General features: G+C 65.6%; 21 protein-coding genes. 6 read left to right on the top strand and 15 right to left on the bottom strand.

All coding sequences use genetic code 11. The features are described from left to right. Window positions 1-25: 25 nt before the first annotated feature. The 11 genes from FK527_RS13935 to FK527_RS13885 form a co-directional block, all read right to left on the bottom strand. Entirely contained in the window at window positions 26-433 is a 408-nt protein-coding gene (locus tag FK527_RS13935; RefSeq protein ID WP_144735125.1) for a DUF3717 domain-containing protein, read from the bottom strand. A gap of 84 nt (window positions 434-517) precedes the next feature. Next, on the bottom strand, window positions 518-934 hold the full coding sequence (locus FK527_RS13930) for a F0F1 ATP synthase subunit epsilon (protein ID WP_144735066.1): 417 nt from the start codon (window positions 932-934) through the stop codon (window positions 518-520). An 82-nt stretch (window positions 935-1,016) separates the two neighbouring features. Next, window positions 1,017-2,447 (bottom strand): F0F1 ATP synthase subunit beta, encoded by a 1,431-nt coding sequence (atpD, locus tag FK527_RS13925; protein ID WP_144735064.1) that lies wholly within the window; start codon window positions 2,445-2,447, stop codon window positions 1,017-1,019. Window positions 2,448-2,483: 36 nt separating this feature from the next. Then, a complete protein-coding gene (gene atpG, locus FK527_RS13920; protein ID WP_144735062.1) occupies window positions 2,484-3,350 on the bottom strand; it encodes a F0F1 ATP synthase subunit gamma in 867 nt (288 codons plus the stop codon). A gap of 68 nt (window positions 3,351-3,418) precedes the next feature. After that, on the bottom strand, window positions 3,419-4,972 hold the full coding sequence (atpA, locus tag FK527_RS13915) for a F0F1 ATP synthase subunit alpha (protein ID WP_144735060.1): 1,554 nt from the start codon (window positions 4,970-4,972) through the stop codon (window positions 3,419-3,421). 40 nt (window positions 4,973-5,012) lie between these two features. After that, window positions 5,013-5,552: a F0F1 ATP synthase subunit delta gene (locus tag FK527_RS13910; RefSeq protein ID WP_144735058.1), complete on the bottom strand. Its 540-nt coding sequence runs from the start codon at window positions 5,550-5,552 to the stop codon at window positions 5,013-5,015. Window positions 5,553-5,562: 10 nt separating this feature from the next. After that, entirely contained in the window at window positions 5,563-6,033 is a 471-nt protein-coding gene (locus FK527_RS13905) for a F0F1 ATP synthase subunit B (protein ID WP_144735056.1), read from the bottom strand. Between the two features lie 33 nt (window positions 6,034-6,066). After that, the gene (gene atpE / locus FK527_RS13900) at window positions 6,067-6,336 is read right to left on the bottom strand and encodes a F0F1 ATP synthase subunit C (RefSeq protein WP_114483482.1); all 270 of its coding nucleotides are present in this window, start codon (window positions 6,334-6,336) and stop codon (window positions 6,067-6,069) included. A 67-nt stretch (window positions 6,337-6,403) separates the two neighbouring features. Next, window positions 6,404-7,282, bottom strand: coding sequence for a F0F1 ATP synthase subunit A (gene atpB / locus FK527_RS13895; RefSeq protein ID WP_144735054.1), 879 nt, complete (start codon window positions 7,280-7,282; stop codon window positions 6,404-6,406). 21 nt (window positions 7,283-7,303) lie between these two features. Further along, the gene (locus tag FK527_RS13890) at window positions 7,304-7,777 is read right to left on the bottom strand and encodes an ATP synthase subunit I (RefSeq protein ID WP_144735052.1); all 474 of its coding nucleotides are present in this window, start codon (window positions 7,775-7,777) and stop codon (window positions 7,304-7,306) included. 17 nt (window positions 7,778-7,794) lie between these two features. Beyond that, complete coding sequence (locus tag FK527_RS13885; protein WP_186298446.1) at window positions 7,795-8,007, bottom strand: hypothetical protein; 213 nt, start codon at window positions 8,005-8,007, stop codon at window positions 7,795-7,797. Between FK527_RS13885 and FK527_RS13880 the strand changes: the two genes are divergently transcribed. The 6 genes from FK527_RS13880 to FK527_RS13855 all read left to right on the top strand — a co-directional run bounded on the left by FK527_RS13880 (window position 8,006) and on the right by FK527_RS13855 (window position 12,542). After that, complete coding sequence (locus FK527_RS13880; protein WP_246072818.1) at window positions 8,006-8,263, top strand: YbeD family protein; 258 nt, start codon at window positions 8,006-8,008, stop codon at window positions 8,261-8,263. The two genes, FK527_RS13885 and FK527_RS13880, sit on opposite strands and share 2 nt — an antisense overlap. A gap of 9 nt (window positions 8,264-8,272) precedes the next feature. Next, window positions 8,273-9,010, top strand: a complete 738-nt coding sequence (gene lipB, locus FK527_RS13875; RefSeq protein WP_144735123.1) for a lipoyl(octanoyl) transferase LipB — start codon at window positions 8,273-8,275, stop codon at window positions 9,008-9,010. A gap of 60 nt (window positions 9,011-9,070) precedes the next feature. After that, window positions 9,071-10,051 (top strand): lipoyl synthase, encoded by a 981-nt coding sequence (gene lipA / locus FK527_RS13870; RefSeq protein ID WP_144735046.1) that lies wholly within the window; start codon window positions 9,071-9,073, stop codon window positions 10,049-10,051. 49 nt (window positions 10,052-10,100) lie between these two features. Next, the gene (locus FK527_RS13865) at window positions 10,101-10,931 is read left to right on the top strand and encodes a DMT family transporter (protein WP_144735121.1); all 831 of its coding nucleotides are present in this window, start codon (window positions 10,101-10,103) and stop codon (window positions 10,929-10,931) included. Window positions 10,932-11,189: 258 nt separating this feature from the next. After that, window positions 11,190-11,723 (top strand): DNA-deoxyinosine glycosylase, encoded by a 534-nt coding sequence (locus FK527_RS13860; protein ID WP_144735044.1) that lies wholly within the window; start codon window positions 11,190-11,192, stop codon window positions 11,721-11,723. A 12-nt stretch (window positions 11,724-11,735) separates the two neighbouring features. Further along, complete coding sequence (locus tag FK527_RS13855; protein ID WP_144735042.1) at window positions 11,736-12,542, top strand: class I SAM-dependent methyltransferase; 807 nt, start codon at window positions 11,736-11,738, stop codon at window positions 12,540-12,542. Between the two features lie 33 nt (window positions 12,543-12,575). Here the strand turns inward: FK527_RS13855 and FK527_RS13850 are convergent, their stop codons facing one another. The 4 genes from FK527_RS13850 to malQ form a co-directional block, all read right to left on the bottom strand. Further along, window positions 12,576-15,035 carry a glycogen/starch/alpha-glucan phosphorylase gene (locus FK527_RS13850; RefSeq protein ID WP_144735040.1) on the bottom strand — a complete coding sequence of 820 codons (2,460 nt, stop codon included), beginning with the start codon at window positions 15,033-15,035 and terminating at the stop codon, window positions 12,576-12,578. Between the two features lie 36 nt (window positions 15,036-15,071). Then, the gene (gene glgA, locus FK527_RS13845) at window positions 15,072-16,574 is read right to left on the bottom strand and encodes a glycogen synthase GlgA (protein ID WP_144735038.1); all 1,503 of its coding nucleotides are present in this window, start codon (window positions 16,572-16,574) and stop codon (window positions 15,072-15,074) included. After that, on the bottom strand, window positions 16,571-17,878 hold the full coding sequence (gene glgC / locus FK527_RS13840) for a glucose-1-phosphate adenylyltransferase (RefSeq protein WP_144735036.1): 1,308 nt from the start codon (window positions 17,876-17,878) through the stop codon (window positions 16,571-16,573). Before glgC ends, glgA begins: the two co-directional genes overlap by 4 nt. A 69-nt stretch (window positions 17,879-17,947) precedes the next feature. Continuing rightward, complete coding sequence (gene malQ / locus FK527_RS13835) at window positions 17,948-19,453, bottom strand: 4-alpha-glucanotransferase (RefSeq protein WP_144735035.1); 1,506 nt, start codon at window positions 19,451-19,453, stop codon at window positions 17,948-17,950. Between the last annotated feature and the right edge of the window lie 3 nt (window positions 19,454-19,456).

The following is a 19,456-nucleotide window of genomic DNA, read 5'->3' as shown; positions in this document are numbered from 1 at the left end:
CGTGAGGGCGCGAGAGGATGGCGGGCTAAGTCCCAGCGGCGCGCTCGGCATAGCGGTTAAAGCGCCAGGCCGTGTGCTCGCACGTGATGCGCCGCCAGACGGCACGTTTTTCGGCGGCGCCCATTTCCGTCCAGCGCTGCACCTCGTCGAAGCTGCGGCCACAGCCTTTGCAGCAGGCATCGCCCTGGCTGGTGGAGCAAATGGCGATGCAGGGCGTGTCGGGCGTGCTTGCGTACCAGGCCTGCCAAGCGGCCAGAGCCTCTGGCGTCAGGGCCTCCTCATTGACCTCATGGGCGCGAAGGAACACCATGCCCGCATACACCTCGGCCAGCGCGCGCGTGGCAGGCGCGAGCATGCCGCTGCCGTCAGCGGGGGCCTGCGCGCGCCAGTAATTGATTGCAGCCTCGATGTCGGTGATGTGGATGGCGGCCATGGACATGAAGTGGGCTTCGTGCGGCGCCGACAAAAAAAAGCCCGGAACGCGCCGGGCTGATTTTTTGGCTTGCGCGCGGCACCCTCATTTTTTCTGGCGGTATTTACGCAATGCGGCAAGCTGCGCCGCCATGACCGCGAGTTCGGCCTGCGCCTTGGCCAGATCAAGCTCGCTCTTGGCATTCTTGATGGCTTCTTCGGCGGCGCGCCGGGCTTCGTTGGCCTTTTCTTCGTCTAGATCCCTGCCACGGATCGCGGTGTCGGAGAGCACCGTGACGCAATCGGGCTGCACTTCGAGAATGCCGCCCGCCACGAACACAAATTCTTCCTCACCGTTGGCCATCTCGATGCGCACCGAGCCGGGCTTGATGCGCGTGATCAGCGGCGTGTGGCGCGGGTAGATGCCCAACTCGCCCATCTCGCCGGGCAGCGCGACGAAGCGCGCCTCGCCGGCAAAAATGGATTCTTCCGCACTGACCACATCGACGTGGATGGTGTTCATCATTGCTCCTGCAAAAGCCTAGGGGGCCTAGAGGGTTCGTCGGACTCGGGCAGATCGGCAAAGCCGCGCTGCCCGCGCCAGATCAAACCAGCTTCTTGGCCTTTTCGAAGGCCTCGTCGATGGTGCCGACCATGTAAAAGGCCTGCTCGGGCAGATGGTCGCACTCGCCGTTCACGATCATCTTGAAGCCGCGGATGGTTTCAGACAGGGGGACGTACTTGCCCGGCGAGCCCGTGAACACTTCGGCCACGTGGAAAGGCTGCGACAGGAAACGCTGTATCTTGCGCGCGCGCGCCACGGCGAGCTTGTCTTCGGGCGCGAGTTCATCCATGCCCAGAATCGCGATGATGTCGCGCAGCTCCTTGTAGCGCTGCAGCGTGCCCTGCACGGCGCGCGCGACGCCGTAATGCTCTTCGCCGACGACCAGCGGGTCGAGCTGGCGGCTCGTGGAGTCGAGCGGATCGACGGCGGGGTAGATACCGAGCGCAGCGATGTCACGCGAGAGCACCACGGTCGAGTCCAAGTGCGCGAAGGTGGTAGCCGGCGAAGGGTCGGTCAAGTCATCGGCGGGCACATACACGGCCTGGATCGAGGTGATCGAGCCGACCTTGGTGGAGGTGATGCGCTCCTGCAGGCGGCCCATTTCCTCCGCCAGCGTCGGCTGGTAACCCACGGCCGACGGCATGCGTCCGAGCAGCGCGGACACTTCGGTACCGGCCAGCGTGTAGCGGTAGATGTTGTCCACGAAGAACAGCACATCACGGCCTTCGTCACGGAAGGATTCGGCGATGGTCAGGCCCGTGAGCGCCACGCGCAGGCGGTTGCCCGGCGGCTCGTTCATCTGGCCATACACCATGGACACCTTGGACTCGCTGAGGTTCTCGAGGTTCACCACGCCCGATTCGGCCATCTCGTGGTAGAAGTCGTTGCCCTCGCGCGTGCGCTCGCCCACCCCGGCAAACACCGACAGGCCCGAGTGCGCCTTGGCGATGTTGTTGATGAGCTCCATCATGTTCACGGTCTTGCCCACACCGGCGCCGCCGAACAGGCCCACCTTGCCGCCCTTGGCGAACGGGCAGACCAGGTCGATCACCTTGATGCCGGTCTCGAGCAATTCTTGCGAGGGCGACAGCTCGTCATACACCGGCGCCTTGCGGTGGATGGAGGCCGTGACCTCCTGGCTCACGGGGCCGCGCTCGTCGATGGGCGAGCCGAGCACGTCCATGATGCGGCCCAACGTGGCCTTGCCCACGGGCACGGTGATGGGGTTGCCCGTGTTGCTGACCATGAGGCCGCGACGCAGACCTTCGGACGAGCCCAGCGCGATGGTGCGCACGACGCCGTCGCCCAGCTGCTGCTGCACTTCGAGCGTCAGCGGCGAGCCCTCGAGCTTGAGCGCGTCGTAAATCTTGGGCATCCGCTCGCGCGGAAACTCCACGTCCACCACGGCGCCGATACATTGCACGATCTTGCCCAGAGCGCCTGCGTTCTGGGAGGTATTTTCTTGAGCCATTTGTTCTCGCTCCAAATTTGAGGTTGCCGGCGCCGCTTACACTGCGGCGGCACCCGCGACGATTTCCGAAAGTTCTTTCGTGATCGCAGCTTGGCGTGTCTTGTTGTAAACCAGCTTCAGCTCGGCAATCACGTTGCCCGCATTGTCGGTGGCGGCTTTCATGGCCACCATGCGCGCCGACTGCTCGGAAGCCATGTTCTCGGCCACGGATTGGTAGATCAGGGATTCGACGTAGCGCAGCAGCAGTTCGTCGATCACGCTCTGCGCGTCGGGCTCGTAGAGGTAATCCCAGCTGTGCGCATCCTTTCCGGCTTCCAGTTGCGCGGCAGACAGCGGCAGCAACTGCTCCACCATCGATTCCTGCTTCATGGTGTTGATGAACTTGGTGTAGCACAGATACACCGCGTTGATCTTGCCCTCTGCATACGCATCGAGTAGCACCTTGACAGGGCCAATGAGCTTGTCGAGGTGCGGCGTGTCGCCCAAACCCGTGACGTGCGAAACCACCTTGGCGCCGATACGGTTCAAGAACCCCAGGCCCTTGTTCCCTACGGCCACGGCCTGCACGTCCACGCCTGCGCCCTGCAGCTCGCGCAGCTTGGTGGTGATGGCGCGCAGCACGTTGGTGTTCATGCCGCCACAAAGACCCTTGTCGGTCGTGACGACGATCATGCCGGCCGCCTTCACGTCGTTGACCTTCATGAAGGGGTGCACGTATTCGGGGTTTGCCTGGCTCAGGTGCGCCGCGATGTTGCGGATCTTGTCGCTGTAGGGACGGGCGGCGCGCATCCGGTCCTGCGCCTTGCGCATCTTGGATGCAGCCACCATTTCCATGGCCTTGGTGATCTTCTTGGTGTTTTCCACCGATTGGATCTTGCTGCGTATTTCCTTGCCTACTGCCATATCAGTTCCTCGTTGATTGGGGACGGAGCGTGCGCTTGGCTACCGCTGCGCCCCACAAGGTTTATAGGTCAGGCGAAGGACTTTTTGAATGCCGTGATGGCGGCAGTCAATTCGGCTTCGGCGTCCTTGTCCATGGCCTTGTCCTTTTCGAGCTTGGCCAACAGGGCGGCGTGGCTGGTTTGCAGCAACTGGTGCAGGCCATGTTCGAACTCGAGCACCTTCTTGACGTCGACATCGTCGAGAAAGCCCTTGTTGACCGCAAACAACGAGGCCGCCATCAGCGAGATCGGCAGCGGGCTGTATTGCGCCTGCTTGAGCAGTTCGGTCACACGCGCGCCGCGGTCGAGCTGCTTGCGTGTGGCTTCGTCGAGGTCGGACGCGAATTGCGCGAACGCGGCCAGTTCGCGGTACTGCGCGAGGTCGGTACGGATACCGCCGGACAGGCTCTTGATCAGCTTGGTCTGCGCCGCACCACCGACGCGCGACACGGAGATGCCGGCGTTGATGGCGGGGCGAATGCCCGCGTTGAACAGGTTGGTTTCGAGGAAGATCTGGCCGTCGGTGATCGAGATCACGTTGGTCGGCACGAACGCGGACACGTCACCGGCTTGCGTCTCGATGATGGGCAGCGCAGTGAGCGAACCCGTCTTGCCCTTGACTGCGCCCTTGGTGAAGGCCTCGACATAGTCGGCGTTGACGCGCGCGGCGCGCTCGAGCAGGCGGCTGTGCAGATAGAACACGTCGCCCGGGAAGGCTTCGCGGCCCGGCGGGCGGCGCAGCAGCAGCGACACCTGGCGGTAGGCCACGGCCTGCTTGGACAGGTCGTCGTAGATGATCAGCGCGTCTTCACCACGGTCGCGGAAATATTCGCCCATGGTGCAGCCCGAATAGGCCGACACGTACTGCATGGCGGCGGATTCGGAGGCCGATGCCGCGACGACGATGGTGTATTCCATCGCGCCCGCTTGCTCGAGGGCGCGCACCACGTTCTTGATCGACGATGCTTTTTGGCCGATGGCGACGTAGATGCAGGTCACGCCCTGGCCTTTTTGCGCGAGGATGGCGTCCACGGCCACGGCTGTCTTGCCGGTCTGGCGGTCGCCGATGATCAGCTCGCGCTGACCGCGGCCGATAGGCACCATGGAGTCGATGGACTTGAGGCCGGTCTGCAGCGGCTGGTCCACCGACTGGCGCGCGATCACGCCGGGCGCGACCTTTTCGATCACGTCGGTGAGCTTGGCGTCGATCGGGCCCTTGCCGTCGATCGGCTGGCCCAGCGCATTGACCACGCGGCCCACGAGTTCGGGGCCCACGGGCACTTCCAAAATGCGGCCCGTGCACTTGACGGTGTCGCCTTCGGAGATATGCTCGTATTCACCCAGAATCACCGCGCCGACCGAGTCGCGCTCGAGGTTCAGGGCCAGGCCGTAAGAGGGCGTACCGCTGGGCGTGGGCGGGAATTCCAGCATTTCGCCTTGCATGGCGTCGGAGAGGCCATGCACGCGCACGATGCCGTCGGAGACGGACACGACGACGCCCTGGTTGCGGATGTCGGCATGCGCGGCCAGGCCCTCGATGCGGCTTTTGATGAGTTCAGAAATTTCTGCGGGATTGAGTTGCATGACTCTTTCCTTCCTTGGTTGAGCCTGATCCCACCGCGCTTCACGCGGTGAGGGCCGCTTTCATTTGTTCAAGACGGGCCTTGACAGAGGTGTCAAGCACCTCGTCACCCACCACTACGCGAATGCCGCCGATCAGCGCAGGATCGAGTTGCACGCTGAGGTTCAGCTTGCGGCCGAATCGCTTTTCGAGTGTCGCGGTCAAGTCGGCCAGCGCCGCCTCCGTTATGGGAAAGGCGCTATGGACGATCGCATCCGAACTGCCTTTGTGCTCGTTCACGCGGGCGCGCAATTGCGCGGCGATCTCGGGCAAGGCTGGCAGACGACCGTTGGCAATCAGCGTGCGCAAAAAGTTCTGCGCAAGTTGTGGCAGCGCAGAGCGCGCCACACCGGCGAAGAGGTCATAGACCTGCGCGTCCGTGACTTTGGGGCTTTCGGCCAGCTGCTGCACCTGGGGATTGGCGGCGATCGCCGCCAGCTCTTCGACCAAGGCTGCCGTGCCATCTAGGTCGGCACCCGTCTCGAGGGCCGCCTTGAACAAGGCTTCGGCGTAAGGGCGGGCGATGGTGGCGAGTTCTGCCATCTGTGTCCCCTTACAGCTCGGTCTTCAAGCGGTTCAGCAAGTCGGCATGCACCGTGGCATCGACTTCTTTGCGCAGGATCTGTTCGGCACCTTTGACGGCCAGCGCCGCCACCTGGTCGCGCAGAGCCTCGCGGGCCCGGATGGCCTGCTGCTGTGCCTCGGCCTGTGCTGCGGCGATGATCTTGTTGCCTTCTTCGCTGGCACGTGCTTTGGCTTGCTCGATGATGGACTGCGCCAGGCGCTCTGCGTCGGCCAGGCGCGCGGCAGACTCGTTGCGCGCCTGTGCCAACTCCTTTTCGACACGCTGGTTCGCAGCGCTCAACTCGGATTTGGCACGATCGGCGGCAGCGAGGCCATCGGCGATTTTCTGTGCTCTTTCATCCAGCGCCTTGGCGATCGGCGGCCACACGAACTTCATCGTGAACCACACAAGGATCAAAAAGACGATGGCCTGGAAGAACAGTGTCGCGTTGATACTCACGGCAACACCTTTCTATAGTGGCGTTGAACGGGATTACTTGGGCAGGTTGGCCAGCAAGGTCGAGACGAACGGGTTGGCGAAGGCGAACAGCAGGGCGATGGCCACGCCGATCAGGAAGGCCGCGTCGATCAGACCGGCCAAGATGAACATCTTGGTTTGCAGATCATTGATCAACTCGGGCTGGCGTGCCGACGATTCGAGGAACTTGCCACCCATCAGCGCAATACCGATAGAAGCGCCGATAGCGCCAAGGCCCACAATCAGACCGCAAGCCAGAGCGACGAGACCGAGAATGTTTTCCATGATGACTCCTGAGTTGAAAAAGAAAGGTTGAGGAAGGAAACGAAAGGAAACGCGAGAAAAAACCGAATCAATGTGCGCTGTGCGCCTGACCAAGGTAGATCAGCGACAGCATCATGAAGATGAAGGCCTGCAAGGTAATCACGAGGATGTGGAACAGCGTCCAGATCGTGCCCGCGATGACATGCCCCACGGGCAGCAGCACGCCGGACAAGGACAGCGCGGCAGCGCCACCCATCAAGGCAATCAGCATGAAGACGAGTTCGCCCGCATACATGTTGCCGAACAACCGCATGCCGTGCGACACCGTGTTGGCCACGTATTCGATGATCTGCATGAGCAGGTTGATCACGCCGAGGATCAAGGCAAACAGCGGATTTTTGCTGGTGCCGAATGGCGCCGAGACGAGCTCGTGCGCCCAGCCGCCCAAGCCCTTGACTTTGACGCTGTACCAAAAGCGCAGCAGCAGCACTGCAAAGGCCAGCCCCAACGTGGTGGACAGGTCGGCCGTTGGCACGACGCGCAGATAGGCATGGTGGGGATCGTGTCCGGCCGCCTCGTAAACCTTGGCCCAAATGGCTGGAAAGAGGTCAACCGGCAGCATGTCCATGGTGTTCATCAAGAAGATCCACACGAACACCGTGAGCGCCAGGGGCGCAATGAACTTGCGGCTTTGCGCATTGTGGATGTTGGCCTTGGCCTGGTTGTCCACCATTTCGACCAGAATTTCGACCGCCGCCTGGAATCTCCCGGGCACGCCCGAGGTGGCCTTGCGCGCTGCGAGCCACAGCACGAAAACGCCGAGCAAACCCAAGGCCAGGGCAATGACGATGGAATCGATATTGACCACAGAAAAATCGACAATCGATTTTTGCTGAATGTTCTGAAGGTGCTGCAGGTGGTGAACGATGTATTCACTTGCAGTGGGGGCGTGCGCTTCTGCGGACATCGGACGACTCTTCCCTCGATATCAATTGGTTGCTCGAACACTGGAACGCACCCACAGGGCGACCCAGTACGCTTTCATTGTGATCACCATACCCACCAGCAGGGCCAGCCAGCTCAAGCCCGGCACCAGCCTGGGCGCAGCCAGCAGCAGGGCGACCGAGACGAGGATCTTGGCCAGCTCCCAGCCAAAAAACCGCGCCATGACCGCGCTCGCCGTCCCGGCCTCCGAACGGCGTGATATGCCGCGCACCAGCAGGGCCGCAGGGGCCACCACCGCAAACGCTCCATACAGCGCCGACCAGCCCGCCTGGACATTCCCGCTTAGCAGCCAGACAAGCAAGGCCACGAGCCCCCCCGTCAACGCCTGCCCCGCCACCAAGCTCCACAAGGATACCGGAGGATGGCGACTGCGCCACTGCGCGGCTTCTTGGGCCGACAGAGGCTTGAAGTCCTGCTCTTGGGCTTCATCTGTATCTTTGGGTGCGATTTTTTTCATGTTGGATGGCACCCAGATTACAGAACGACAAAATTCACAAAGCCCCCCATTATAGGTAAAACCCCGATGGTTCCAGCGGCGGTTTCCTGCCGCCACGAAAAGGCATGGTGCGCGCAGACGGCACGCGCCGCTGCTTTTGCTGTCACACTGCCCTCGCAGAGGGTGCGCATTTTGCCCTGCCAGCGAGCTTGATCGAGCATGTCACAAATTCCGCCGCCGTTGGCGCGCATGGACACACTGCTGACTTATCCGATGCCCTTTCCCATCAAGGTCATGGGGGCGAAGTCGGATGCCCTGGTGGCCGCCGTGGCCGCACTTGCGCAGCAGTTTGACCCTTCGTTCGACCGCGCCAGCATCCGCTTGCGCGCCAGCCGCACAGGCAAGTATCTCGGCATCACGCTGACTATCACGGCCACCAGCCGCACGCAGCTCGATGGCTTGTACCGCGCGCTGACTTCGCACCCGCTCGTGCAAGTGGTGCTCTGACCCATGCCCATGCCACTGGAACTGCATATGCTCGGCCGCGCGGACTACGCGGCCACCGTGCAAGCCATGCAGGACTACACCGCCACGCGCACGCCGCACAGCCCTGACATGCTGCTGATGTGCGAGCACGAAGCGGTCTATACGCAAGGTCTGGCAGGCAAAAATGAGCATATCCTGGCGCCTGGTCACATCCCCGTGGTCGCGACCAACCGCGGCGGGCAGGTGACTTTCCATGGGCCGGGGCAGGTGGTGGCTTACCCGCTCATAGACTTGCAGCGCGCGGGCTATTACGTCAAGGAATACGTGCATCGCCTCGAAGAGGCTGTGCTGCGTACGCTCGCGCATTTTGGCGTGACGGGCCACCGCGTGGCGGGGGCGCCGGGCATCTACGTGCGTCTGGCCGATCCGACGGGGCACGCGATGCTTCCTCAGCGGCCGCGCAACATCGAGCGCAGCGAAATTGCGGCAGGCAGCGAGTCGGCCAGCGAGCCCGGCAGCAGGGCCCCCGCGCCCGATTTTTCCGGCCTGGGCAAGATCGCGGCGCTGGGCATCAAGGTCAGCCGGCACTGCAGCTACCACGGCGTGGCGCTCAACGTGGCGATGGACCTCGAGCCCTTTACGCGCATCAACCCTTGTGGTTATGCGCAGTTGCGCACCATAGACCTTTCTACAATCGGCGTGCACACCACCTGGGAGGAGGCCGCGCAGGTGCTCGCGCAGCAGCTCGGCATCTGGCTTGCCCCCTGAAGTTCATCCCTCCCCGCGGCCCGACCTTGGCCACCCTCCACCGTCTTGCCCCCTCCTGCCATGAGCTCCTCCGACATCGTGCGCGAAGCGCAATCCCCCGAAGCCTACAACCCGCTGGCCAAGCACAAGGCGGCGTCCAAGCTCGCGCGCATTCCCATCAAGGTCACGCCCGGCGAGGTCTTGCGCAAGCCCGAATGGATCCGCGTCAAAGCCAGCGCCGCGGGCTCGCGCTTTTACGAGGTCAAGGAAATCTTGCGCGCGCACAAGCTGCACACGGTGTGCGAGGAGGCGAGCTGCCCGAACATCGGCGAATGCTTCGGCAAGGGCACGGCCACCTTCATGATCATGGGCGACAAATGCACGCGCCGCTGCCCGTTTTGCGACGTGGGCCACGGTCGGCCCGATCCGCTCGACCCCGACGAGCCGCTGAACCTCGCGCGCACCGTGGCCGCGCTGCGCCTCAAGTACGTGGTCATCACGAGCGTGGACCGCGACGATCTGCGCGACGGCGGCAGCGCCCATTTCGTGGCCTGCATCCAGCAGATTCGCGCGCTTTCGCCGCAGACGCAGATCGAAATTCTGGTGCCAGACTTCCGTGGCCGCGACGACCGCGCGCTCGACATCCTGCGCGCAGCGCCGCCCGACGTGATGAACCACAACCTCGAGACCGTGCCGCGCCTGTACAAAGAAGCGCGGCCGGGCTCGGATTACCAGTTCAGCCTGAACCTGCTCAAGAAGTTCAAGGCGCAGCACCCTGGCGTGCCGACCAAGAGCGGCATCATGGTGGGCCTGGGCGAGACCGACGAAGAGGTGCTGCAGGTGCTGCGCGACATGCGCGCGCACGATATCGACATGCTGACCATAGGCCAGTACCTCGCGCCCAGCACCAGCCACTTGCCCGTGCGGCGTTACGTGCATCCCGACACCTTCAAGATGTACGAGGAAGCCGCCTACGCGCTGGGCTTCAGCCATGCCGCCGTGGGAGCGCTGGTGCGCTCGAGCTACCACGCCGACCTGCAGGCGCATGCGGCCGGGGTCTGAAAAGCAAAGCCCCGCGCCCGCCGCAGAAGAGCAGATTGCGCCCATGCACCTGCGTGCCAATGCCTATGCGCTGGGCGCGATCGCGCTGTGGGCATCGCTCGCCGCGCTTGCGGTGTCGCTGGGCCACGTGCCGCCGCTGTTTCTGACCGGCGCGGCGCTGGTGCTGGGCAGCGTGCCATCCTGGCCGCTGGTGCTGCGCGATCCGGCGCAGTGGCGCATTCCGCTGCGTACGCTCGCGCTGGGCATCTACGGCCTGTTCGCCTACCATTTTTTGCTCTTCATCGCGCTGCGCCATGCGCCCGCCGTGCAGGCCAACCTGCTCAACTACCTGTGGCCGCTGCTCATCGTGCTGCTGGCGCCGCTGCTGCTGCCGGGCATGCGGCTGCGCTGGACGCATGTGGTGGCGGGGCTGCTCGGCTTTACGGGCGCGGCGCTCGCGATCACGGGCGGGCGCGCGCCAGAGGCCGCGCGCGCCTGGGGCTACCTGCCGGCGCTCGCCGCGGCCTTTATCTGGGCCAGCTACTCGCTGCTGACGCGGCGCGTGGCGGCGTTCCCGACGACGGCGATCGGCCTGTTCGGGCTGGTGTCAGGCCTGCTCGCGCTGCTGTGCCACGCGCTGCTCGAGCCCGCCGTGCAGCTGCAGGCGCGCGACTGGGCCTTGCTCGCGCTGCTCGGCCTGGGGCCTTTGGGCGGGGCGTTTTTTCTGTGGGACAAGGCGCTCAAGCTCGGTGATGCGCGGCACATCGGCATCCTGAGCTACATCACGCCCGTGGCCTCGACGGCGCTGCTGATGCTCGTGCGCGGGCAAAGCCCCAGCGCGAGCCTGGTGCTCGCCACGGCCTTGATCCTGGGCGCGGCCATCGTGGGCATGCGCGCGTGAGGGTGTCTCACGACATTTTTGGTCTTTTTGGCCTCCAGGAGCCTGTCGGACTTTGGGCGTCGGTAACGAGAATGCGCCCCAGCGAGGCCAGTTTTTGCCGGATTCGCAGCCCCATAGTGGTGCTATGGGGCAAGAAGACGGTAAAAAATGGGCCGCTGCGGCGCATTCGCAGCCGACGATTCCAAAGTCCGACAGGCTCCTAGCCCTTATATATCAAGCGCAAGCAGCTATTATTTTGGAAGTATCTTGGGCATTGCCATGACCGCTACCGCCGCCGCACCCGATGCACTGCTGACCGGCCTGCCGCCCGTGGTGGGCGCGCACACGCGCGTGCTCGTGCTCGGCAGCTTTCCGAGCGTGGCGTCCTTGCGCGCGCAACAGTATTACGCGCATCCGCAAAACCACTTCTGGCGCATCCTGCAGGCGCTATGGCCCGCGCGTCCCCTGCCCGCGCTGGACGCGCCCGAAGGCTATGCGCAGCGCTGCGACTGGCTGCGCGCGCGCGGCCTGGGCTTGTGGGACGTGTATGCGCGCTGCACGCGCACCGGCAGCCTGGACGCGCAGATCCGCAACGCCGAGGTGAACGACTTTGCGCTGCTGCAAGCGCACTGCCCAGCGCTTGCCGCCATCGCGCACAACGGCGGCGAGAGCTTTCGCCACGCGCGCCAGACGGCCCGGCTCGGCGTACCCGTGCACCGCCTGCCCTCGACGAGCCCGGCGAATGCGTCCTGGAGTTTTGCGCGTAAATTGCAGGCCTGGGGCGAGCTGTTCGCCCGCTATGGCCTCGTTTGAGTTTTTCATTGCATGTCCACTGCCAAGACCGCTTCCAAAACCGTCACCAAAGCCGCCGCCAGCCTGCCCGAAGTCAGCATCTCCGAAGACGGCCCGGTACGCCACCTGCACCTGGGCACACCCTGGATCCAGGGCTCGATGCGCCTGGCCGATCCGTTTGCGATCGAGCTCGAGTACGTGCAGCGCATGATGGCCTGGCTGCTCTTCGTGGAGCCTGCGAGCGTGCGCCAGCGGCATGCGTTGCAATTGGGGCTTGGGGCAGGCGCGATCACGAAGTTTTGCTACAAAAAACTGCACATGTGCTGCACCGCCGTGGAGCTCAATCCGCAGGTGCTCGCGGTGTGCCGCAGCTGGTTCAAGCTGCCGCCCGACGGCCCCAAGCTGCGCGTGGTGCTGGCCGACGCGGCGCAGGAGATCCGCGACCCGATGTGGCTGGGCACGGTGGATGCGCTCGCGGTGGACTTGTACGACCACGAGGCCGCGGCGCCGGTGCTCGACAGCGCCGCGTTTTACGCCGACTGCCGTGCGCTGCTCAGCGACGACGGCTGCATGACGGTGAACCTGTTTGGCCGCGCGGCCAGCTTTGAGCGCAGCGTGCAGGCGCTCGGCGAGGCCTTCGGCGCCGAGGCGCTGTGGGCCTTCAAGCCCACGCGCGAGGGCAACACCGTGCTGCTCGCGCAGCGCACGCCAAGCCGCCCGCCACGCGCCGAGCTGCAGGCGCGCGCCGAAGCCGTGCAGGGGCGCTGGGGCATTCCGGCGACCAAGTGGCTGCGCGTGTTCAAGCCCGTCGTCACAGGCGCGAATACAACCCGCGTCTGAACCCGCAGCCGCCGCCGCGAACGGCGGCCCGCCTCATGCAACCGGCTTGAGCGCCCAGATTTCGTCCGCGTATTCCTGGATCGTGCGGTCGGACGAGAACCGCCCCATGCTGGCGATGTTGAGGATGGCCTTGCGCGTCCATTCGCTCGGGTTGCGATAGAGCGCATCAACGCGCTGCTGCGTGGCGACGTAGTCGGCGTAGTCGGCGAGCAGCTGGTAGTAGTCGGTTTCGAGCAACAGGTTCACGACGTCGTGGTAACGCTGCGGCTCCTGTGGCGAGAAGGTGCCGTCGGCGATGCGGTCTATGGCTGTCTTGAGGTCGTAGTTTTGTTCGTAGTAACTGCGCGGCCGGTAGCCCTTGGCGCGCAGCTCGGCCACTTCTTCGGCGCGGTGGCCGAAGATGAAGATGTTGTCCATCCCGACCTGCTGCGCGATCTCGATGTTCGCGCCGTCCCAGGTGCCTATGGTGAGCGCGCCGTTGAGCGCGAATTTCATGTTGCCCGTGCCCGAGGCTTCGGTGCCCGCGAGTGAAATCTGCTCCGACAGGTCGGCCGCGGGGATGATGAGTTCGGCCAGCGTGACGCGGTAGTTGGGCACGAACACCACCTTGAGCCGGTTGCCCACGACGGGGTCGCAGTTGATGGTGCGCGCCACGTCGTTGATCAGGCGGATGACCTTCTTGGCCATCTGGTAGGCGAACGCCGCCTTGCCGCCGAAGATCACGGTGCGCGGCACCCAGTCGTCCTGCGGGCGCGCCTGGATCTGGTGGTAGCGCGTGATCACGTGCAGCAGGTTCAGCAGCTGGCGCTTGTATTCGTGGATGCGCTTGACCTGCACGTCGAACAGGCTCTCGACGTCGAGCTGCACGCCGAGCTCGCGCGCGATGTAGTCGGCCAGGCGCTGCTTGTTTTGCTGCTTGGCCAGGCGCACGGCGTTGTTGAACACGGGGTCATCGGCGAGCGGCTTGAGCACGGCGAGCTGCTCGTCGAGGTCGCGCCGCCAGTCGGTGCCCACGCGCGCGTCTATCAATGCCGACAGCGGGCGGTTGGCCTGCGCGAGCCAGCGCCGTGGCGTGATGCCGTTGGTCTTGTTGCAAAAACGATCCGGGAAGATATGCGCGAAGTCGGCAAAAATGCTGCGCACCATGAGCTCGCTGTGCAGCTGCGACACGCCGTTGACCTTGTGGCTCGCGAGCACGCACAAAAAGGCCATGCGCACGCGCCGGCCGCCGTTCTCCTCGATCAGCGAGACGCGCCGCGGCAGGTCGTTGTCGTCGGGATGCTGCGCGTGCACCTGGGCCAGAAAGCGCGCGTTGATGTCGTAGATGATGCGCAGGTGGCGCGGCAGCAGGCGGCCCAACAGATCGACGGGCCAGGTCTCGAGGGCCTCGGGCATCAAGGTGTGGTTGGTGTAGCTGAACACGCGCGTGCACAGGCCCCAGGCGGTGTCCCAGTCGAGGTGCTGCTCGTCAACCAGCAGGCGCATGAGCTCGGGCACGGCGAGCGCCGGGTGCGTGTCGTTGAGGTGGATCGCGACCTTGTCGGCAAACTGGGCGAAATCGCCGTGGTCGCGCAGGAAGCGGCGCACGATGTCCTGGATCGAGGCGCTCACGAAAAAGTATTCCTGGCGCAAGCGCAGCTCACGCCCGCGCTCGGAGCTGTCTTCGGGGTAGAGCACACGCGAGACGTTCTCGGCCTCGTTCTTGGCCTCGACGGCGCGAAAGTAGTCGCCCTGGTTGAAAGCCTCGAGGTTGATGGTGTCGCTGTCGCGTGCCGACCACAGGCGCAGCGTGGCCACCGCGTGCAGCTGGTAGCCGGGCACGGGCGTGTCGTAGGCGGTGGCGATCACGTCTTCGGGCGCATCGACCCAGGCGAGCGCGCCGCCCTCGCCGGGCACGACGCGGCCGCCGAAGTGCACCGTGCAGCCGGCCTCGGGGCGCACAAATTCCCACGGGTTGCCGCCCACGAGCCAGTTGTCGGGCTCTTCGACCTGGCGGCCATCAAGGATGCGCTGCGTGAACATGCCGTAGTCGTAGCGTATGCCATAGCCCATCGCGGGCAGGCCCAGCGTGGCGAGCGAATCCATGAAGCACGCAGCCAGCCGCCCCAGGCCGCCGTTGCCCAGGCCCGGCTCGGCCTCGAGGTTGGCGAGCGCGTCGAAGTCCGCGCCCAGCAGCGCACAGGCGGCGCGCGTTTCGTCGTAGATGCCGGCGGCCATGAGCGCATTCGTGAGCATGCGGCCCATGAGAAATTCCATCGAGAGGTAATACAGCTGCTTGGCGTCCTGCTCGCGCGTGAGCTTGCGCGTTTCGCTCCAGCGATCCATGACGCGCTCGCGCACCGCATAGACGATGGCAAACAGCCAGTCGCGCTGGGTGGCCGAGCTCGGGTCTTTGCCCACGGCATAGACCAGCCAGGTCGCGATCGAGTCGCGCAGGGCCTGCACCGAGTTGCTCGGGTGCTCGACCTGGAAATCGAGGGTTTCGTTGTTCATGGCTTTTGCATCGATTTCATCAAAAAGAAGAGCTGCTTACGCAGATCCCGCGTGCGTAAACCGCGAAAAAAGCTCCAAATAGTGGTGCGCCGCGTGCGCCCATTCGAAACGCAGCTGCATCGCGTGGCGCTGCACCGCGGCCCATTCTGGCGCGCGGCGGCGCAGCGCAAAGGCGCGGCGCACGGCTGCCTCCAGGCCCGCGGCGGCGAAGGAGTGGAACACAAAGCCGCTGGCACTGCCGTCGTCGAGGTTTTCGAGCGCGCAGTCGGTCACGGTGTCGGCCAGACCGCCGACTTCGTGCACCAGCGGCAGCGTGCCATAGCGCAGCGCATAGAGCTGCGTGAGCCCGCAGGGCTCGAAGCGCGAGGGCATGAGCAGCACGTCGCCGCCCGCGACCAGGCGGTGCGCGAGCGCTTCGTCGTAGCCCAGGCGCAGCGCGGCGTGGTCGCCGTGGCTCGCAAATGCCTGCTGCAGCGCCGCCTCGATCGCGGCATCGCCGCTGCCCAGCACCGCGACCTGGCCGCCGCGCGCGCGCAGCGTGTCGAGCACTGCCGGCAGCAGGTGCAAGCCCTTTTGCTCGCTGAGCCGGCTCACGGCGACGAACAGCAGCGCGTCGGCGCGTGGCTGCAAGCCCAGTGCTTGCTGCAAGGCCCGCTTGGCACGTGCCTTGCCGTCGAGCCGATCGCGGTCGAAAGCAAACTCTGGTGCCATAAAGGGGTCTTGGGCCGGGTTCCAGACCGTGTAGTCGACGCCGTTGAGGATGCCCAGCAGGCGGTCGGCGCGCGCGCGCAGCAGCCCGTCGAGGCCGCAGCCCTGCTCGGGCGTCTGGATTTCGCGCGCGTAGCGCGGGCTCACGGTGGTGATGGCATCCGCGTATTGGATGCCGGCCTTCATGAACGAAATCTGGCCATAAAACTCCAGCCCATCCATGCCAAACGCCCAGCCGGGCAGCCCCAGCGCGCCCAGCAGGTGCGCGGGGAACAAGCCCTGATAGGCCAGGTTGTGGATGGTGAACACGCTCGCGGGGGGCCGCGCGCCCAGCGCGCGCGCGAGCTCGCGCGCGTACAGCGGCGCGAGGCCCGCGTGCCAGTCGTGCGCGTGCAGCACCTCGGGGCGCCAGCCAGGGTCGGCGCCCAGCGCGAGGCACGCCGCAGCCCAGCCGAGCAGCGCGAAGCGCTCGGCGTTGTCGGGCCACTCGTGCCCTTGCGCGTCGTGGTAGGGGCCGCCCGGGCGCGCGTAGAGCGCGGGCGCGTCGAGCAGGTACACGGGCTGGCCGCCCACGCGCACGCGCCCCGGCAGCAGGCGCGGCGCGCTCTGCCCGGGTGCCGCGTGCGCCACGCGCGGGCCGCCGGCAAAGCCGAGCGCGAGCGCAGGCCCGGTCACATCGACGCCGTTTTGAATCGCTGGAAAGGCCGGCAACACGAGCCTGACGTCGGCATGCGCGGCCCTGAGCGCAGCAGGCAAGGCCGCGCTCACGTCCGCCAGCCCGCCCGTTTTGAGCAAGGGAAAAAATTCGCTGCAGACGTAGAGGATTTTCAAGCCGCAGCTCCTGGTGTGGCGTGGGCCTCGGCGGCGGAATTGTTTGGCGCAAGGCGATCGAGCATGTCGCGCGTGACCAGCACCACGCCCTGCTCGGTGCGCAGAAAGCGGCGCGCGTCGTCCTCGGCGTCCAGACCGATGTGCATGCCCTCAGGGATGTGGCAACCCGTATCGACGATGGTTTTGCGCAGGCGGCAGCTGCGCCCCACCTCGACGCCGGGCAAAAGAACGGATTCCTCGACCGTGCTGAAGGAATTGAGGCGCACGCGCGAAAACAGCACCGAGCGCCGCACCAGCGCGCCCGAGATGATGCAGCCGCCCGAGACCAGCGAATCCACGGCCATGCCGCGCCGCCCCTCATCGTCGAACACGAATTTGGCCGGCGGCAGCTGCTCCTGGTAAGTCCAGATCGGCCATTCGCGGTCGTACATGTCGAGTTCGGGCACGGTGTTCGTGAGGTCTATGTTCGCGGCCCAGTAGGCATCGACGGTGCCCACGTCGCGCCAGTAGGGCGGCGCTTCGAGGCTGCTCGTGACGCATGAAAGGCCGAACGGATGCGCCACGGCCTCGCCGCGCGCGACGATGGCCGGGATCAGGTCCTTGCCGAAGTCGTGGCTCGAGAGCGCATTGGCCGCGTCGGCGTCGAGCAGGCGGTACAGGTATTCGGCGTCGAACACATACACACCCATGCTCGCGAGCGCGTGGCCGGGGCGCCCCGGCATGGGTGCGGGCTGCGCGGGCTTTTCGTCGAAGCGCACGATGCGCCGCTGCGCATCGATCGCCATCACGCCGAAGCCGCTCGCCTCGGCCAGCGGCACCTCGATGCAGGCCACGGTGCACGGCGCGCCCTGCGCCACGTGGTCGGCCAGCAGCTTGGCGTAGTCCATTTTGTACACGTGGTCGCCCGCGAGCACGAGCAGGAACTGCGGTTGGTGCGCGCGCACGATGTCGAGGTTTTGATAGACCGCATCGGCCGTGCCCAGGTACCACGACTGTTCGTTGATGCGCTGCTGCGCGGGTAGCAGGTCGAGGAATTCGTTGAACTCGCTGCGCAAGAACGACCAGCCGCGCTGCAAATGGCGCAGCAGGCTGTGCGACTTGTATTGCGTGAGCACACCGATGCGGCGCACGCCCGAGTTGAGACAGTTCGAGAGCGCGAAGTCGATGATGCGGAACTTGCCGCCGAAATACACCGCAGGCTTGGCGCGCCGGTCGGTCAGCGCCTGCAGGCGCGAGCCGCGCCCGCCCGCAAGCACGAGCGCGATGGTACGGCGCGCGAGCTGATAAGGATCGTTGTAGTCCATGGCCGTCTCCTTGGATGCCTGTGAAGATATTTTCGCGCCTGCGCCTGCCGTCCCGTCGGCAGGCCCCCATCAACCACCGCTGCGCCCATGCGCTCGCGCCATGGCTGCGAGGCGCGCGCCGGCCTCAGGCCCGACCTGCGACCAGTCAAAGCGCCAGCGCCAGCAGCCTTCGGTATGCCCTGGTGTGTTCATACGGTGACTGCCATCGAGCCCCAGCACGTCCTGCAAGGGTACGACGAGCGTGCGCGCAACCGATTGCGACAGCGACTGGATCAGCGCCCAATGGATTTCCTGCGCCGCCGCGGGGCCCAGGTAATCGAGCACTTTGCGGCGCAGCGCTGCATCCATGCTTTGCCACCAGCCCGCGGTGGTGTCGTTGTCGTGCGTGCCCGTGTAGGCCACGGTGAGTGGTTCGTAGTTGTGCGGCAGGTAGGGGTTGGCCGCGGTGTCGCCAAAGGCGAACTGTGCCACGCGCATGCCCGGAAAGCAGCAGTCCTGGCGCAGCCGATGCACGGCCTCGGTGATCAGCCCCAGGTCTTCGGCGATCACGGGCAGCGGCCCGAGGCGCTCGCGCAGCGCGTCGAACAGCGCGCGCCCCGGCCCCGCCTGCCAGTGTCCGCCCTCGGCCGTGGGTGCATGCGCAGGGATCGCCCAGCACGATTCGAAGCCGCGGAAATGGTCGATGCGCACCACGTCGACCTGCGTCAGCAAATGCGCCAGGCGCTGCGCCCACCAGGCGTAGCCGTCGGCGGCCATCGCGTCCCAGCGGTACAGCGGGTTGCCCCAGCGCTGGCCCGTGGCGCTGAAATAGTCGGGCGGCACGCCGGCCACGAGCAGCGGCGCGCCATCCGCATCGAGCTGAAACAGCTGCGGCCGGGCCCATACGTCGGCGCTGTGGTGCGCGACGAAAATCGGCACGTCGCCCACGAAATGGATGCCGCGCGCCTGCGCCTGCGCACGCAGCCCCTGCCATTGCACGTGAAAGCGCCATTGCACGAAGTGCCAGAAATCGAGCTCGGCAGCGGCATCGCGGCGCAGCGCCGCTAGCGCCTGCGCATCGCGCCACGCATAGGGCGCGGGCCAGCGGTTCCAGGGCTCGCCGTGGCGCTCGTGCAGCAGCATGAACAGGGCGTAATCCTGAAGCCAGTGCGCCTGCGCCTGCACGAAGTCGGCCAGCGCCTGCCGCTCGGGGGCGCCGGCACGCGCCACGAAGCCCTGCCAGGCCGTGCGCAGGGCCGCCGCGCGCCAGGGCAGCACGCGCGCAAAGTCGCAATGGCCCATGGGGAAAGGGGGGCCGCGTTGCAGCACCGCCCCATCGAGCCAGCCGCAGCGCACCAGCTCGTCCAGATCGACCAGCCAGGGACTGCCGGCAAAGGCCGAAGGGCTCTGGTACGGCGACACGCCCGCGCCCGGCGGCGTGAGCGGCAGCACCTGCCACAGCGTCTGCCCCGCCGACTGCAACCAGTCGAGAAAATGCCCCGCCTCCGCCCCCAGATCGCCCGAGCCGTGCGGGCCAGGCAGGCTGGTCAGGTGCAGCAGCACGCCGCTGGCACGACGCGACAAGAGGGGGTGCATGGG

Source organism: Extensimonas perlucida (assembly GCF_007655255.1).
In the GTDB taxonomy this organism is placed as follows: Bacteria; Pseudomonadota; Gammaproteobacteria; order Burkholderiales; family Burkholderiaceae_C; genus Extensimonas; species Extensimonas perlucida.
This window is presented reverse-complemented; position numbering and strand designations above follow the sequence as displayed.